Below are 16,268 nucleotides of genomic sequence, written 5' to 3'. Positions count from 1 at the left end.
GCCTGCGGAATTGGGAGGGGGTGACGCCGAAGCGCTTCTTGAACACATAGCTGAAATAGTTTGGCTCGTCGTAGCCCACTTGTTCGGCGATGAGATAGGTCTTGTCATCGGTGGCCCGCAGCAGCTCCACCGCGTGCTCCATCCGTACCTCGGTGAGATACTGGACGTAATTCCTGCCGGTCTCCTGCTTGAAAATGGTAGAGAAGTAGGACTGGCTGATGTGGAGATGGCCGCACAGCTTCTCCAACGACAGCCCCGACTCCTGGTAGTGCTCCCGGATGAAGCGCTCAGCCTCCTCCACCAGCCGCTTGGCGGTGGTGACCCGGCGCTGGTCCATGCTGCCGCTCATTCTCAGGCAGACCGCCAGAAGCCAGGTGCGCAGGTCCTCCACAGGGGCGTCCCGGGTCAGCAGCTCCAGCCACTCCTGCCGGGGTCCCAGGATTTCCTCCAGCTTGTACTGCTGGATGACAGGCAGAAGCACCCCCAGCACCCCGATGAACTGGGCCTGGGGGCTCCAGTCATCCCCGCCGCCGGGCAGGAGCTCCTGGACCAGGGCGGCAATTTGCTCCCGGGAGCCGAACTTGACCACCGGCAGCAGCTGCCGGGCCAGGCGGTTCTCCGGCGCCTGGGGGGAGCGCTCCAGCCGTTCCATATCCTGGATATAGATGGGCTTGCCGCTCCCCACCACCGCCCGGTACTCCAGGGCGGCCCAGGCCTCGGCGCAGGAGCGGTAGAGCTCCTCCAGCTTCTGGCAGGGGCGGCCGATGCCCGCCGTCACCGTGATGCCCAGCACCCGGGCGCTCTCGGAGCAGACGTCCCCCAGCAGGCGCATCAGGGACTCCACCGGCTCCCGGTCCCAGGCCGTCACCACCACAATGGAGGAGAAGCTGGTGTAGAGCTCCTTGTGGCAGCGGTTGCGGAGAATGTCCCCCAGCATCTGCTCCACCGACACGGGGAGGAGCTCCTCGGAGAGGGCGGGGGTCCGCTCCGGGCCGGGGGAGAGGCTGCACACCGCCACAATCTTATAGCGTCCCTCCCGGACAGTGAGACCGAAGCGGTCGGCCTGCTGGGCCGCCTCCTGGGGGTCCATGGGCCCCCGGAGCAGCTCCTGAAGGAATTTTTCCCGCAAAAGGGGCAGGCTCTTCTGGTAGACCTGTTTGAGCTGGTCGATGTTCCGCCGCTGGGCGATCTCGGCGTCCAGCAGATCCCGGACCCGGCCCAGCACGGCGGTGAGCTCGGCGGCGTTCACCGGCTTGAGGACATACTCCACCACATTGAGCTTGATGGCCTCCTGGGCGTACTCAAAGGCGTCGAAGCCGGAGAAGATGATGAGCTTGAGGCCGGGCTTGCGCCGGGAGAGCCGGGCCCCCAGCTCCAGACCGTCCATAAAGGGCATTTTGATGTCGGTGAGGACCACGTCCAGGTCCAGGGCCTCGGCCTTCTCTAGGGCGTCCACGCCGTTTTCGGCCTCGGCCGCAATCTCAAAGCCCAGGGCTCCCCAGTCGATGATGTGGGCGATGGCCGTGCGGACCTCCGCCTCGTCATCCACAATCATGATTTTGTAGCGGTGCAACGGGAAGGCCTCCTCTTGGACTCAATCGTGGGTAAAGGCGAATGCGATTTCCTGGTGATAGGGCTCCCCGGCCCGGAGGACCGTGGAGGGGAACTCCGGCTGGTTGACGGCGTTGGGGAAGCCCTGGGCCTCCAACGCCACCCCCCGCCGCCGGCCGTAGGCCGCCCTGCCCTTTCCGGTCATCTCCGGGAGGAAGTTTGCCGTGTAGACCTGGAGCCCCGGCTGGGTGGTGGAGAGGGTCAGGGTGATGCCGCTCTCCGGGGCGTGGAGGACGGCGGCTTCCCGGAGTCCCCGGCCCCGGAGGGCCCAGTTGTGGTCGTAGCCTCCGCCCTGCCGGATCTGGGGGTGGCCGGCGTCCCAGCCGGCGGAGAGGGCCCGGGGGATGCGCAGGTCGAAGGGGGTACCCACCACCGATGCCAGGGTGCCCGTGGGGCAGTTGTCCGCCGCCAGCTCGGTGTAGGCGATGGCGTCGATGGAGAGGGTATGCTCCCCCACGTCCCCGCCCCCGTGGCCGTTGAGGTTCCAATAGGCGTGGCTGGTGAGGTTCACCACCGTGTCGGCGTCGGAGACCGCCCGGAGGGTCAGCCGCAGGACGTGGTCCGGGGTGAAGGTATACTGCGCCTCCGTCTGGAGGGCGCCTGGGTAGCCCTCCTCCCCGGCGGGAGAGCGGCGGGTGAGCACCAGGGCGTCGTCCTGGACGCGGTGGTCCCAGAGGTACTGGTCAAAGCCCCGGACCCCGCCGTGGAGGTGGTTGGGGGGCTGGTTGGCGGCCAGGGGCCAGGGCCGCCCGTCCAGCTGGAACCGGGCCCCCCGGATGCGGTTGGCGCACCGGCCCACCAGGGCCCCCAGGTAGCCGTCGTGCTTCTCCTGGTATTCCGCCGGGGTATCAAAGCCCAGGCAGACGTCCCGGAGCCGCCCCGTCCGGTCGGGGACGGCCGCAGCCTGGAGAATGGCCCCGTAGTCCAGCACCTGGACATAGGCCCCGTCGGGGGCCTCCAGGCGGAAGAGGGTCACCGGCGTCCCCTCCCGGGTGGCCCCCCAGGGGCGGGCTGTGACGCTCATGCCTCGCCCTCCGGCCGGACCCGGACGCCGCCGGCGGGGCGCACCGACAGGACATGACACGCGCCGGGGCCAAAGACGGCCTCCATCCAGGATCGGAAGTCCTCCAGGGCAGACAGGGGCACGAAGGCCTGGACGGTGCCGGCGAAGCCGCCGCCGTGGACCCGCCAGGCGCCGTCCCCCTCCAGAAGGCGCTCACAGAGGGCCAGGGCCAGGGAGAGGCTGCGCTCGCCGGGGTTCCCGGAGGGGTAGATGTTCTGGAGCAGGTCCATGGAGGAGCGGCCGGAGGCCCGCACCATGGCCAGGAAGCGGGGGAAATCTCCCTCCCGCAGGGCCTCCGCCTGGTCCAGCACTCGCTGGTTCTCCCCATAGAAGTGCATGGCCCGGAGGAGGGCCCGGTCCGGGACGTGGCCCCGGAGCTCTCCCAGGCGGGCGTAGAAGTCGGCCTCCCGGGTCTTGCCCAGAACGTCCTGGCCCAGGAGCCGGGCCACGGCGCGCATTTCCCGGGGAATGGCGGCGTACTCGTCGGTGAGGTCGGCGTGGCTGCCGCCGGCGTCGATGAGGCACAGGGCGTAGCCGTAGTCGGCGGGGGCGCAGGGGATGGAGGCCACATCCGGGGCGGCGGGGTCGGCAAAATCCATGAGGCAGAAGCCCCCCACGGCAGAGGCGCACTGGTCCATGAGGCCGCAGGGCTTGCCAAAGTAATTATTCTCGGCGAACTGGCCCACCTTGGCCACCAGTACGGGACTGGCCTTCCCGTCGTTGTAGAGCCAGTTGAGCACGGTGCCCACCAGCACCTCGTAGGCGGCGGAAGAGGACAGGCCGGAGCCGGGCAGCACGTCGGAGCTGACATACGCGTCGAAGCCGCCGTAGCGCAGGTCCAGCTCATAGAAGCGGGCGGCGATGCCCCGGATGAGGGCGGCGGTGGTCCCTGTCTCGGCGGGAAGAATTTCCAGCTTTTCTAAGTTGATGCGCTCCTCCCCGTGGCCCTCGGAGTAGATGCGGATGACGTTGCGGTCGTTCTTGGAGGCCACGGCCACGGCATCCAGGGTGACGGCGGCGGCCAGCACCCGGCCCTGCTGGTGGTCGGTGTGGTTGCCGCCGATTTCGCTGCGGCCGGGGGCGGAGAAGAGCTCCACCGTCCGCTCCGTGCCGAAGCGCTCCCCGAAGGCGGCGGCCAGCCGGAGATAGCGCTCCCGCTGCCCCTCCCAGCGGCCGGGGTAGAGGGTGCGGAGGGTTCCGTCATAGACGCCGTCCTGTAGGGCGGCGGTCAGTTCCGTCAGATTCATGGGAATTCCATCCTCTCTCAAATGGTGTCAGCCCCCGTCTGGGGCGGCCTGGGAAAAAAGGGCGGCCTCCGGGCCGGGCGCGGAGGCCGCCGAAGGAGCCGGATCAGGCTGTCTCTGCCGTCAGCGCAGGCCCTTGTCGTAGGGAATGCCCTCTGCCTTGGGGGCTCTGGACTTCTGGGAGGTGAAGGCCAGCACCACCAGGGAGACGAGATAGGGGAGCATGTTGTAGAGCGCGCTGGGGAGGTTCAGGCTGCTGAGGAGGTCGAAGCCGGTGTAGACGTTCCCCAGGGCCCGGAAGAAGCCGAAGAGCAGGGCGGCCAGGGCGATGCGGGCGGGCTTCCACTGGCCGAAAATCATCACGGCCAGGGACAGGAAGCCGAAGCCGGCCACGCCGTTTTCAAACATCCACTCGCTGACCCCGGCGGTGATGTAGACAATGCCGCCCAAGCCCCCCAGCACCCCGGAGATCAGCACGCCGGCGTAGCGCATTTTATAGACGTTGATGCCCACGCTGTCGGCGGCCTGGGGGTGTTCGCCGCAGGCCATGAGCCGCAGGCCGAACCGGGTCCGGTAGAGGACCACCCAGGAGCAGACCAGGGCCAGGACGGTGATGGCCATAAACCAGTTGAACTCGAAGCCGTTGATATAGACCAAAAAGGACCGCTTGGCGTCGATGTACTGGATGATGGAGGAGACGTTGTTCACGTCGGCGGCGGTGTTCATGGCCTTGACAAAGACGGTGGCGGCGGCGGTGCCCAGCAGGTTCATGGCGGTGCCCACCAGGGTCTGGTCGGCCTTGAAATGGATGGCGGCCACCGCCAGCAGCAGGGAGTAGACCGCGCCCAGGGCGCAGGCGGCCAGGACCACCAGCAGAATCATCACCGGGGCGGCGGTGCCGGCGGGGAGGAGCTTCATCATCAGGGCCCCGCCCAGGGCCCCCATGACCATGATGCCCTCCAGGCCGATGTTGATGACGCCGGAGTGCTCCGAGAAGCAGCCCCCCAGGGCCACCAGAATCAGCACCGAGGAGAAAATCAGGGTGTATTGAATCAGCAGCATCATTTCGATTCCCCTCCTTTTTCGGCCTTGGCCCGGGCGGCCGCCCGCTCGGCCTGGCGGGCCAGGCGGCGGTCCAGCAGGGATTTGAAGAACAGCACGAAGCCGCACAGGTAGATAATCAAAGAGGAGATGAGGTCGGAGATCTGAGCGGAGTACATGGTCTTGTCCACATAGGCGCCGCCGTTGGTGATGTGCTGGATGAAGTAGGAGGCGAAGATGGAGCCGATGGGGTTGAGGCCCCCCAGGAAGGCGGCGGCAATGCCGTTGAAGCCCATGCTGGGGATGGAGGAGTGGGTGGTCTGCCACTGCTCAAAGCCGGTGAGGTAGAGGGCGGCGGCCCCTAGGCCGGCCAGTCCCCCGGCGATGACCATGGTGAGGATGATGTTGCGCTTCTCCTTCATGCCGCAGTACTGGGCGGCGTATTTGTTGAAGCCGGTGGCCTTGAGCTCGTAGCCCAGCTTGGTCTTCTCCAGCAGGACCCAGATGGCCGCAGCCACCAGAACGGTCAGGGGAATGGCCAGGGTGACATAGCGGTTGTTCTGGAAGAGATCACCCAGGCCCAGGCTGGGGAGGAGGGCGCCGGGATTGGTGCTGCTCAGGGTCAGGGTGTAGGGGCTGGCGGTCTCCTTCACCTGGGACAGGAGCACGTTGACGGCGTACAGGCTGATCCAGTTGAGCATGATGCAGGAAATGACCTCGTTGACGTTGCGGTAGGCCTTCAGGGCCCCGGAGATGGCCCCCAGCACGGCCCCCGCCGCCACGGCGGCCAGCATACACACAAACCAGGGCATCTGCCAGGCCAGAGCGCAGTAGAGGCAGGCCCCGGCGCCGATGACGTACTGCCCGGCGGCCCCGATGTTAAAGAGGCCCACTTTGTAGGCAAAGAGCACCGACAGGGAGCACATCAGCAGGGGAGCGGTCTTCACCAGGGTGTTGCCGAAGTAGCGGATCTGGGCCTGGGGGCTGGGGTAGTAGAGGAAGTTCTCCACGATGGTGACAATGGCCTCCCAGGCCCCGGCGGGGTTGATGATCAGCAACACCAGGTAGCCGATGAGCAGGCCAGCCAGGATGCACAGCAGGGAGGCCAGCAGGGACTGGACCCCCTTGTTTTGCAAGAGGGACCGCTTTTTTTCGTTCATCGCTCACGCCCCCTTTCGCTTGGCGCCGGCCATGTAGAGGCCCATCTCTTCCACGGTGGTGGTCTTGGGGTCCAGCTCCCCCACGATCTCCCCCTCGTACATCACCAGGATGCGGTCGGAGAGGGCCATGACCTCATCCAGTTCCAGGCTCACCAGCAGCACGCCCTTGCCGGCGTCCCGCTGGGCCACAATCTGGCGGTGGATGTACTCGATGGCGCCCACGTCCAGGCCCCGGGTGGGCTGGACGGCCACCAGGAGGTCGGGGTTCTTGTCGATCTCCCGGGCCACGATGGCCTTCTGCTGGTTACCCCCCGACATGCTCCGGGCAATGGTGACGGGGCCCTGGCCGGAGCGGACGTCGTACTGCTCAATAAGCCGGAGGGCATAGGCCCGGATGGCCCTGCGCTTCAGAAAGCCGGCGGAGGTGACGAACTCCGGCTCAAAGTACCGCTGAAGCACCATGTTGTCCTCCAGGGTGTAGTCCAGCACCAGGCCGTGCTTGTGCCGGTCCTCGGGGATATGGCTCATGCCGCCGGTGGATCGCTGCCGGATGGGGGCGCGGGTGATGTCCGCCCCCTTGAGGAGGATCTTCCCCTCCTTCACGGGCTCCAGGCCCGTCAGGCCGTAGACCAGCTCGGTCTGGCCGTTGCCGTCAATGCCGGCGATGCAGACGATCTCCCCCGCCCGCACCGAGAAGGAGACATTGCGGACGGCGTTGTTGCTGTGGAGCTTGGAGGCCACGGTGAGGCCCTCCACCTCCAGAAGGACCTCCTTGGGGACGGCGGGCTCCTTGTGGACCACAAACTCCACGTTCCGGCCCACCATCATCCGGGAGAGCTCCTCCTTGGTGGTGTCCTTGACCTCCACAGTGCCCACATACCGCCCCTTGCGCAAAACGGTGCAGCGGTCGGCCACCTCCATGATCTCGTTGAGCTTGTGGGAGATGAAGAGGATGCTCTTGCCCTCGGCGGCCAGGCCCCGCATGATCTCCATGAGCTCGTCGATCTCCTGGGGGGTCAGCACGGCGGTGGGCTCGTCGAAAATCAGAATCTCGTTGTCCCGGTAGAGCATCTTCAGAATCTCGGTGCGCTGCTGCATCCCCACGGTGATGTCCTCCACCAGGGCGTCCGGGTCCACCTTGAGCCCGTACTTCTCGCTGAGGTCCAGCACCTTTTTCCGGGCGTCGGCCTTCTGGAGGAAGCCGTGCCGGCAGGGCTCCACCCCCAGGATGATGTTGTCCAGAACGGTGAAGCACTCCACCAGCTTGAAGTGCTGGTGGACCATGCCGATGCCCAGGTCGTTGGCGTCGTTGGGGTCCTTGATGCGGACCTCCCGGCCGTCCTTCTTGATGGCGCCCTCCTCCGGCTGGTACAGGCCGAAGAGTACGCTCATGAGGGTGGACTTGCCGGCGCCGTTCTCCCCCAGGAGGGCGTGGATCTCCCCCTTTCGGAGCCGGAGGGTGATGTTGTCGTTGGCAACGATGCCGGGGAACCGCTTCGTGATGTGAAGCATTTCAATGGCATAGGGCTGTTCCAAGCTACCGCCTCCCTTTGCTGCATAGGTCTTATCTCTATTGTACTATAGAACGGACCATAATTCAAAGAAAAAATGTGATTTTTGCCGGTTTTCTTCCGGGCATGGCGGGTCCGAACTGGAAAAAATCAGTGGAAAGGGCCAAAAAAGTTCCGGCAGAGACGACATCTGTCATTCTGCCGGAACTTTTGACTCGGTTCCTGGGAAATCCCGCAGGGGGTCTTACTTGATGTTGCCGTAGGAGTTGACGGTGATGTTGCTCACCACAGCGTCGGGCTCCATGGACACGTCGTTGGAGACAGTGATTGTGCCGTCAAACATGCCGGCCACCAGGGCAATGTAGTCCTCCTGGGTGAAGGTATCGCTCCACTGGGTGGTCTCCATGGGGAGCTGGACATAGTTGGCGGTGGGGTCGTCGCCGGACACCAGGCCCAGGGTCTCGATCTGGCCGCCGTAGCTGGCGAAGTTGCCGGCCATGGTCTCCTGGAGGAGGTGCTGGGTGGTGTTGGCCAGGCCCTTCATAGCGGAGGTGACGGTCATGCTCTCGCCGTAGGCGGTGTCGATGATGGCGGCCTGGTCCACGTCCACGCCAATGACCTTGCCGTCCACCTTGGCGGCGGCCTCAGCGGCGGAGGTGTAGATGCCGCCGCCGCAGGCGAAGACGATCTCCACACCCAGGGTCTGGTACCAGTTGTCCATGTAGGCGGTGATGTCGCCGTCGCCGAAGAACTGGTTGCCGTAGACGTACTCCACGGTCACGCTGTCCTCGTTGCCCAGATCGGCGGCGGCGGCGGAAGCCCCCTGCACGAAGCCGTAGCCGTAGCGCTGCACGGCGGGGACGGCCATGCCGCCCAGGAAGCCCAGGTGGGTGTAGCCCAGCTTCACAGCGGCGTAGCCAGCCATGTAGCCGCACAGCTCCTCCTGGTAGACCGCGCAGTAGAGGTTGGCGGGGATATCATAGTATTCGCCCAGGAGCTCGCCGTTCTCGTCCACGGGGTTCAGGTCGCCCTCGCCCACGTCCAGGGCGATGAAGGTGACCTCGGGATTAATCTCCACGGTCTCCTTGATGGTTTCGGCAAAGGCGTAGCCGGGCATCACGATGACGTTGAAGCCGTCGCCGATAGCGGCGTCCACCATGGCCACCCGCTCCGGGGTGGAGTCACCGGCGGGCTTGTAGTAGCTGAACTCCAGGCCGTTGGCGGTGCAGAACTCCTGGCAGGCCTCGTAGGTGGTCTGGTTGAAGGACTGGTCGGTGATGTCGCCGTAGTCGGTGATCATGGCCACCTTGTAGTCGGCGTTGGACGCCGCGGGGGTGGACTCCTCCACCGGGGCGGGGGTCTCAGGGGCGGGGGTCTCGTCACTGCCGCCGCCGCAGGCGGCCAGGGAGAAGATCATGGCGCCAGCCAGCACAAGAGCGGAGAGTTTCTTTAAAGTCTTCAAGCTGATCTACCTTCCTTTCAAACATTCGTGCCCGGTTTGGGTACGGACAGCGATGGCAGTCGATTCCTCCGGGCACAGGCACATTATAGCGCACCTTTCCCCAAAGCGCAACCAAAATTTCGTGGTTATCAAAAAAAGTTTACGAAATTGTTTCAAGAGTATTAACAGCGGCGGGGGCGCTCCGGGGATGACGGGAAGGGCTCAGAGGTCCTGCTGTTCCTTCGCCAGCTTGACAATGCGGGAGGTGCCCAAACGGTCGGCCCCCAGGTCCAGGAAGTCCTGGGCGTCCTGGAGGGTGGAGATGCCGCCGGCGGCCTTGACCTTGACGCCGGGGCCCACATGCCGGACGAAGAGGGCCACATCCTCCCGGGTGGCGCCGCCGGTGGAGAAGCCGGTGGAGGTTTTGATATACTCCGCGCCGGAGGCGGTGACCAGCTCACAGAGCTTGATTTTCTCCTCCTGGGTCAGGAGGCAGGCCTCCACGATGACCTTGAGGATGCGGCCGTTGCAGGAGGCCTTGACGGCCTTCATCTCGGTGAGGAGGTCGTCCCACCGCCGGTCCTTGACCCAGCCCAGGTGGATGACCATGTCGATCTCGTCTGCGCCGCTGCGGATGGCGTCCTCGGTCTCGAAGACCTTGACGTTGGTGGTGGAGCAGCCGTTGGGGAAGCCGATGACGGTGCAGATTTTCAGGGCGTTGCCCACATGGCCGGCGGCCTCCCGGACGTAGGCGGGGGGGATGCAGACGCTGGCGCAGTGGTATTTGAGGCCGTCGTCGCAGACCTCCTTGATCTGGGCCCAGGTGGCCTCCGGCTTGAGGAGGGTATGGTCGCAGTGGGAGAGGATTTTTTGGATATCCATGGGGTATCAGCGTCCTTTCTTGTTTTTGAAATCAGTTTATCCCTGGGGTTCAAGGACCCCACCCTGGGGTGTCCGGCGTCCCGCCGGGCAGGCGCCCCCCGGTAGGATGCCGGAACCCTTTCCGGCTGGGAGCCGGCCCCCACAGAGTGGAGCCCTGGACGGGGAACCCCCTCAGTCTGCGGCTTCGCCGCAGCCAGCTCCCCCAGAGGGGGAGCCAGGATGGAGGCGGCGGGTCGCCGGACCCCCAGGGCGGAACCCTGCGTCACCGCCGTTCCCGGATATCGGAACGTCCCACAAGATAATCCAGGGACACGTCAAAAAGATCGGCAAGCGCAAGCAGTCTTTTATAGGTAGGGTATCCCTGCCCATACTCATAGAGCTGGTAGGCGTTCAAGGTCAGCTTCAGCTCCTGGGCCAGCGCCTTTTGGGACCACTTACGCTCCTCCCGAAGCGCCCGGACCCTTTCGCAAAATTCCGCCATATTGACTCCTGTTCTTGACACAGAGTTATTCTTGGTGTATAATATAGAAAAACTTGGTGAGGTGTTGCTTGTGGAAGCCTTTCTCTATGAACTGGCCGGCCAGTGGTATCATCGGGAATTGGAGCGCTCAGGGCTCCTGGAGGGACATCCGGCCTATCCCGCCGCCCGCCATGCCCTCCTCCGGGCCTCAGAAGGGCTGGAGACCTGCCTGGACGAGACGGCCAGAGCCGCCTTTCTGGAGTATGAGGCGGCCAGCGGTCAGGAGGGCCGCCTGGCGGAGGAGGCCGCCTTCCTCACCGGCCTGGCCGCCGGCCTCCGCCTTTGCCTCAGACTGTGATGAGCTCGTACTTCCGGGCGCCCAGGCCGATTTTCTCGGCGTGCTCCAGGCAGCTCTCCCACTCGGCCTCAGGGGTGGTGTTGATAAAGGGATCGTGGTGGTCCACAAAGCCCTCGGCGCGCATCCGCTCGTCCAGAAGGCTGCCGGGGATGGGCTGCTGCCGCCGGCAGGCATCCGCACAGGCCTGGTCCAGGGCCACCGGGTCAAAGGAGGCAAACATGCCCACGTCGGGGAGGATGGGCAGGTCGTTCTCCCCGTGGCAGTCGCAGTAGGGGGAGATGTCGATGACCAGGCTGATGTGGAAGTTCGGACGGCCATCCACCACAGCCTTGGCGTATTCGGCCATTTTTCGGTTGAGCAGAGCGTTGGCGATGTCGTCCCGGGTGCGGATGGCGTCGAAGTTGCAGGCGCCGATGCAGCGGCCGCAGCCTACGCACTTGTCCTGGTCGATGACGGCCTTGTGGTCCTCCCCGTAGGAGATGGCGTCCTGGGCGCACTGCTTGGCGCACTGGCGGCAGCCCACGCAGCGCTTGGCGCGGACGGTGGGCTTGCCGTCGTTGTGCTGCTCCATCTTGCCCCGGCGGGAGCCGCAGCCCATGCCGATGTTCTTGATGGCCCCGCCGAAGCCGGCGGCCTCATGGCCCTTGAAGTGGCTCAGGCTGAGGAAGACGTCGGCGTCCATAATGGCCCGGCCGATCTTGGCGGACTGGACATACTCGCCCCCCTGGACGGGGACCTCCACATCGTCGGTGCCCCGCAGGCCGTCGCCGATGATGATGTTGCAGCCGGTGGAGAAGGGGGAGAAGCCGTTTTCGTAGGCGGCGTCGATGTGCTCCAGGGCGTTCTTCCGGCGGCCGGGGTAAAGGGTGTTGCAGTCGGTGAGGAAGGGCACGCCGCCCAGGGACTTCACCACGTCGGCCACCACCTTGGCATAGTTGGGCCGGAGATAGGAGAGGTTGCCGGGTTCCCCAAAGTGGATTTTGATGGCCACCAGCTTCTTCTCCATGTTGAGCCCGCCGATGCCGGCGGCGCGGATGAGCTTCTCCAGCTTCACCAGAAGGTTGGTGCCCACCCGGGCCCGGAGATCGGAGTAATAGACCTTTGCCTGTTCCATGTGTGCTGTTTTCGTTCCTTTCCTGCCGTGCTCAGACGGCGTAATAGGCGGCCTTGCCGCCCTCCGTGGTCTTCCGCACCAGCCCCCGGAGGGTGAGGTAGTCCAGATGGGACATGCACTCGCCCACGGCGAACCACTTCTGGGCCGCCGGGAAATCCTCCCAGGAGCTGGCCCGGATCTTCCAGGTCATGCGTCCGGCGATGCCGTAGGCCCCCTGGCCGGGGTTGGCCTTCACCACCGACAGGGCCTCGTCCAGCCGCCGGTGGTGATGCTCCAGGAGCTGGGCCACCCGCTGGTGGAGGTCCCCGGGCTTCCGGTGGCCGGGGAGGGTCAGGCGCACGGGGAGGCCGCCGATTTTCCGCAGGCTGTCCAGATAGGTGCCCAGGGCGTCCCGCATCTGGGGCCAGACGGTGATGTTGGGGGTGATGTCGAAGAGGACATGGTCCCCGGAGAACAAAATCCCCTGCTCCTCCATCCAGAAGCACATCTGGCCGGGGGTGTGGCCGGGCATCAGCAGGCACTGGAGCCGGAAGCCCCCCGCCTCCAGCACCCGGCCGTCCTGAAGGCTCTCATAGCGGCCGCCCATGGGCGGGGCCATGGAGCGGGCGGGATTGGCGTCCTGGAGCCGGATCATCAGGCGGCGTGGAAAGCCCTCCTCCTGAAAGCGGGCTTCCAGCTCGTCCCAGTGGACCTGGCGGGCGTGGAGGTCGTCCAGAGTGGGCCGGTCGGCCGCACTGATGTAGATGGTCCGGTCCCGGGCGGCCTCGGGGGCCAGGCCGGAGTGGTCCGAGTGGAGATGGGTGAGCAGAACCTCCACCTCCCCCCGCCGGAGCCCCAGCGCCCGGAGCCCGGCGAAGAGGGCCTCCCGGCAGGCGGGCTGGCGGAAGCCGGTGTCGATGAGAAGGTTCCGGCCGCCGCCCTTGATGAGATAGGCGTTGAGCTCCTTGAGAGGGTTCCCCGGCAGGGGGACGGGAATGCGGTAAATGCGGTCGATGATTTCTTCGGGCATAAGATACCTCCCGGCAGTCTTTTGTATCTATATCACAGATATATTAACCATATCACATTCGGAGGGAATTGACAATCGACAATTTTTCATCGCCCGGCGGCGCGGATTTCACGGCCGCCCGGTCTTCCGGGTCCTTTGTAAAGTCCCCATATAAAAATTGTAAAAGTTTATTGACGGCGCCGACATTTTTCCCTATAATATATTTTGTTAGGACCTGCACATTTTGCCGGAAGGGGCTGGTGGTAGGATGTACGGTACTCCAAGGAGGGAGTCCGCTGCGATGGCTGATCCGATACGCCTCCCGGCAAGCCGAGAGACATGACCCGCGTCCTCCGGGGCCCGTGCGCCCCTGGGGAGGTGGGCTGTGTCTCTTTATTTTTGAGTGAGGAAAGGGAGAAAAGGGCATGAGTATCGCCAATATTCTCAGTCTGCTGGGCGGGCTGGCGCTCTTCCTGCACGGGATGCAGATGATGAGCTCCGGCCTGGAGGCTGCGGCGGGCAACCGCATGAAGAACATTTTGGAGCGTCTGACCGCCAACCGGCTCCTGGGCGTCCTGGTAGGGGCCGTCATCACCGCCGTCATCCAGTCGTCCTCCGCCACCACGGTGATGGTGGTGGGCTTTGTCAACTCCGGCATGATGACCCTGACCCAGGCGGTCTGGATCATCATGGGCGCCAACATCGGCACCACCATCACCGGACAGCTCATCGCCCTGGATGTGGGGGCCCTGGCCCCCTTCTTCGCTTTTGCCGGCGTGGTGATGATGCTCTTCATCAAGCGCCAGCAGGTCAACCACTACGGCAGCATCCTGGCCGGCCTGGGCGTCCTCTTCATCGGCATGGACATGATGAGCACCGCCATGATCCCCCTGCGGGACATGCCCGCCTTTGTGAACCTGATGACCCAGTTCTCCAACCCCGTCCTGGGCATTCTGGCCGGCGCGGTGTTCACCGCTATCATCCAGTCCTCCTCTGCCTCGGTGGGCATCCTCCAGGCCCTGGCCAACAGCGGCGTGGTGGACCTTCACAGCGCAGTGTTCGTCCTCTTCGGCCAGAACATCGGCACCTGTATCACCGCCGTGCTTGCCGCCATCGGCACCAGCCGCAACGCCAAGCGCACCACCATCATCCACCTGATGTTCAACCTCATCGGCACCACCATCTTCACCACCATCTGCCTGGTGGGCCCCATGCTGGGCTTCTCGCTGGTGGACTTTATGATCGGCCTGGCCCCCACCAACCCCGCCGCCCAGATCGCCAACATGCACACCCTCTTCAACATTGTCACCACCCTGGTGCTGCTGCCCCTGGGGGACTATCTGGTGAAGGCCGCCATGCGGATTCTCCCCGACCGGCCCCAGGACCAGGTGGAGGGGATGCACCTGGCCTTCCTCACCCCCATCAGCGGCAACCCGGACCGCGCCATCGGCCTGTCCGCCATCTACATCAGCCAGATCAACCAGGAGCTGGAGCGGATGCTGGCCATGGCCCGGGACAACCTCACCACCGCCTTCCAGGCCGTGCTGGAGCGGGACCCCAGCCTCATCCCCAAGGAGGAGGAGACCGAGGACTACATCGACTTCCTCAACAAGGAGATCTCCCGCTTCATCTCCCACATCATCGTCCAGGAGACCAACGCCCAGGACTCCGCCACGGTGAGCGCCTGCTTCAAGATCACCAGCAACATTGAGCGCATCGGTGACCACGCCATGAACATCTGCGGCTACAGCGAAATCCTCAAGAAGAAAGACGTCCACTTCTCCGAGGAGGCCCGGGACGAGATCATCCAGATGCGGGACGTCTGCCAGGAGGCCCTGGACGCCCTGGGCAAGGCCGTCGCCGACCCGGTCAGCTGGCTCACCCAGGTCTCCGCCCTGGAGCAGAAGATGGACGACATGACCAGCGCCTTCCGCCAGAACCAGCTGGAGCGGATGCGCCGGGGAGTCTGCTCCGACGAGGGGTGCATCCTCTTCTCTGAAATGCTCACCGACTTCGAGCGTATCGGCGACCATGTGCTCAACATCGCCCAGGAGCGCTCCAGTGCCCCCACGGAATAGGCCCCGCCCTCCGCGGGCCGGGACCGGGTGCGCGGCATATGCTTTGGCCCCTGCACAAAATGGCGCGGCCGGAAATCGTGAAATCCTCCCTCTATGAGAGGCAGTGAAAAAAGAATGAAGTGACCCCAAAAAGTTAGGGCTTGTTTGAAAAAAGTCAACATGCCCAACCGGCGGGGCTTTTGCCCCCTGGACAGCGCAATTTTTCCTTGAAATCCGCCAGGATTCCTGCGAAAAAATTGCTTGCCAGCGGCCCAAAATCCCTCGCTGCTGGACACATCGCCAATTTTCAAACAAGCCCTAGTACGCTTTGAAAATTCATCCAGCGATTGAATAATGGTTGCTACTGCCCAGTGCTTCACTTGGTGGAGGCCTTGAACTTCTTCCGGAAAATACCGTTTGTACAATGTGGTGATACTCCCTCCTGGAAAGATTTTGTGTACCGTCGCAGAGGAAGGAAGTCCATTTTCACTATAGAAATCGTAGTATTTTGGTAAAGTGCCATTTATTTGGAGGAACTGTTGGATCGCTTGCAAAATGCTTTCCTGTGACCAAAGGGCTTTATCGGTCTGAGGATCTTGGGGAAAGAAAGTTCTTAAATATTCTGCTGCTTGGGGTACCGATGATGCCGCGCATAAAACGATTCGGCCGTTTCTCGAATTATTTCTTGTGTCCATTGTTTCAACTCATGTTTCTCCTTCTTTTTCTTTCCGTTTTTATGCGTGCCTGAGCAATTGTTACTCCTGTTTTTGACAACAAAAAAGCCAAGATTCTGTTTCCAGAATCTTGGCTCGGTAAAACCTATTTCGATCAAGCGCGAGTTCAACTCCTATCTGAGTGAGGGCCGCACGCTTAAATATCGGGAAAAGAGGCTCGTAGATTTTCCAATCTACGAGCCTCGAAAGGCTTGAAAATACTGGGATTTTGCCCTCAATATCTTTTTTAGCCTTCCCGTTTGGAGGCGACACCCAGACTCGAACTGGGGGTGGAGCTTTTGCAGAGCTCTGCCTTACCACTTGGCTATGTCGCCCTATGGGCCACCCCGCAGGCCGCGGCATGACCGTTTTTTGGAGCAGGTGACGAGGCTCGAACTCGCTACCTCCACCTTGGCAAGGTGGCGCTCTACCAGATGAGCTACACCTGCAAATCACAGTACATATTATGCGGGTGATTCGCTTTTGCACACTGAGGAAGAAGAGGAAATCTCTCCGGAGGATACCCGAAGTATCCTCCGGAGAAACTCTGGTGCCTCCGGCCGGAATCGAACCAGCGACACGGGGATTTTCAGTCCCCTGCTCTACCAACTGAGCTACAGAGGCA

At 63.7% G+C, this 16,268-nt stretch carries 13 protein-coding genes and 3 tRNA genes; 2 read left to right on the top strand and 14 right to left on the bottom strand.

Going from position 1 to position 16,268, the window contains the following annotated elements:
- From Q0K09_RS08105 to Q0K09_RS08065, 9 genes are all read right to left on the bottom strand, one after another.
- The coding region (locus Q0K09_RS08105) for a response regulator (RefSeq protein ID WP_294475113.1) at positions 1–1,573 on the bottom strand (1,573 nt) is incomplete at its 3' end.
- Positions 1,574–1,594: 21 nt separating this feature from the next.
- The gene (locus tag Q0K09_RS08100) at positions 1,595–2,635 is read right to left on the bottom strand and encodes an aldose epimerase family protein (protein ID WP_294475112.1); all 1,041 of its coding nucleotides are present in this window, start codon (positions 2,633–2,635) and stop codon (positions 1,595–1,597) included.
- Positions 2,632–3,921 carry a galactokinase family protein gene (locus Q0K09_RS08095; protein WP_294475110.1) on the bottom strand — a complete coding sequence of 430 codons (1,290 nt, stop codon included), beginning with the start codon at positions 3,919–3,921 and terminating at the stop codon, positions 2,632–2,634. The genes Q0K09_RS08100 and Q0K09_RS08095 overlap by 4 nt, the downstream gene beginning before the upstream one ends.
- A gap of 120 nt (positions 3,922–4,041) precedes the next feature.
- Entirely contained in the window at positions 4,042–4,983 is a 942-nt protein-coding gene (locus Q0K09_RS08090) for an ABC transporter permease (protein ID WP_294475108.1), read from the bottom strand.
- On the bottom strand, positions 4,980–6,119 hold the full coding sequence (locus tag Q0K09_RS08085) for an ABC transporter permease (RefSeq protein WP_294475106.1): 1,140 nt from the start codon (positions 6,117–6,119) through the stop codon (positions 4,980–4,982). Before Q0K09_RS08085 ends, Q0K09_RS08090 begins: the two co-directional genes overlap by 4 nt.
- Positions 6,120–6,122: 3 nt before the next feature.
- On the bottom strand, positions 6,123–7,631 hold the full coding sequence (locus Q0K09_RS08080) for an ABC transporter ATP-binding protein (protein WP_294475115.1): 1,509 nt from the start codon (positions 7,629–7,631) through the stop codon (positions 6,123–6,125).
- A 243-nt stretch (positions 7,632–7,874) separates the two neighbouring features.
- Entirely contained in the window at positions 7,875–9,092 is a 1,218-nt protein-coding gene (locus Q0K09_RS08075) for a BMP family ABC transporter substrate-binding protein (RefSeq protein ID WP_294475104.1), read from the bottom strand.
- A gap of 201 nt (positions 9,093–9,293) precedes the next feature.
- Positions 9,294–9,953 carry a deoxyribose-phosphate aldolase gene (gene deoC / locus Q0K09_RS08070; protein WP_294475102.1) on the bottom strand — a complete coding sequence of 220 codons (660 nt, stop codon included), beginning with the start codon at positions 9,951–9,953 and terminating at the stop codon, positions 9,294–9,296.
- Positions 9,954–10,215: 262 nt separating this feature from the next.
- The gene (locus Q0K09_RS08065; protein ID WP_294475100.1) at positions 10,216–10,434 is read right to left on the bottom strand and encodes a helix-turn-helix transcriptional regulator; all 219 of its coding nucleotides are present in this window, start codon (positions 10,432–10,434) and stop codon (positions 10,216–10,218) included.
- Between the two features lie 70 nt (positions 10,435–10,504).
- Here Q0K09_RS08065 and Q0K09_RS08060 point away from each other — a divergent pair, with 70 nt between their 5' ends.
- On the top strand, positions 10,505–10,771 hold the full coding sequence (locus tag Q0K09_RS08060; protein WP_294475098.1) for a hypothetical protein: 267 nt from the start codon (positions 10,505–10,507) through the stop codon (positions 10,769–10,771).
- Here the strand turns inward: Q0K09_RS08060 and Q0K09_RS08055 are convergent.
- Both Q0K09_RS08055 and Q0K09_RS08050 read right to left on the bottom strand, forming a co-directional pair.
- Positions 10,761–11,885, bottom strand: a complete 1,125-nt coding sequence (locus tag Q0K09_RS08055) for a DUF362 domain-containing protein (RefSeq protein ID WP_294475096.1) — start codon at positions 11,883–11,885, stop codon at positions 10,761–10,763. The two genes, Q0K09_RS08060 and Q0K09_RS08055, sit on opposite strands and share 11 nt — an antisense overlap.
- Positions 11,886–11,916: 31 nt before the next feature.
- Positions 11,917–12,894 carry an MBL fold metallo-hydrolase gene (locus Q0K09_RS08050; protein ID WP_294475094.1) on the bottom strand — a complete coding sequence of 326 codons (978 nt, stop codon included), beginning with the start codon at positions 12,892–12,894 and terminating at the stop codon, positions 11,917–11,919.
- Positions 12,895–13,298: 404 nt separating this feature from the next.
- On the opposite strand from Q0K09_RS08050, the gene Q0K09_RS08045 reads away from it, so the two are divergent.
- A complete protein-coding gene (locus Q0K09_RS08045; protein ID WP_294475092.1) occupies positions 13,299–14,951 on the top strand; it encodes a Na/Pi cotransporter family protein in 1,653 nt (550 codons plus the stop codon).
- Between the two features lie 953 nt (positions 14,952–15,904).
- On the opposite strand, the gene Q0K09_RS08040 is transcribed toward Q0K09_RS08045, so the two are convergent.
- The 3 genes from Q0K09_RS08040 to Q0K09_RS08030 all read right to left on the bottom strand — a co-directional run bounded on the left by Q0K09_RS08040 (position 15,905) and on the right by Q0K09_RS08030 (position 16,267).
- A tRNA-Cys gene (locus Q0K09_RS08040) sits at positions 15,905–15,978 on the bottom strand.
- A 38-nt stretch (positions 15,979–16,016) separates the two neighbouring features.
- A tRNA-Gly gene (locus Q0K09_RS08035) sits at positions 16,017–16,092 on the bottom strand.
- A 99-nt stretch (positions 16,093–16,191) separates the two neighbouring features.
- Positions 16,192–16,267, bottom strand: a tRNA-Phe gene (locus tag Q0K09_RS08030).
- Between the last annotated feature and the right edge of the window lies 1 nt (position 16,268).

Source organism: uncultured Intestinimonas sp., from assembly GCF_944387725.1.
Taxonomy (GTDB): Bacteria; Bacillota; Clostridia; order Oscillospirales; family Oscillospiraceae; genus Intestinimonas.
Note: the sequence above shows the minus strand (reverse complement) of the source record. Positions and strands in the feature narration are given on the sequence as shown.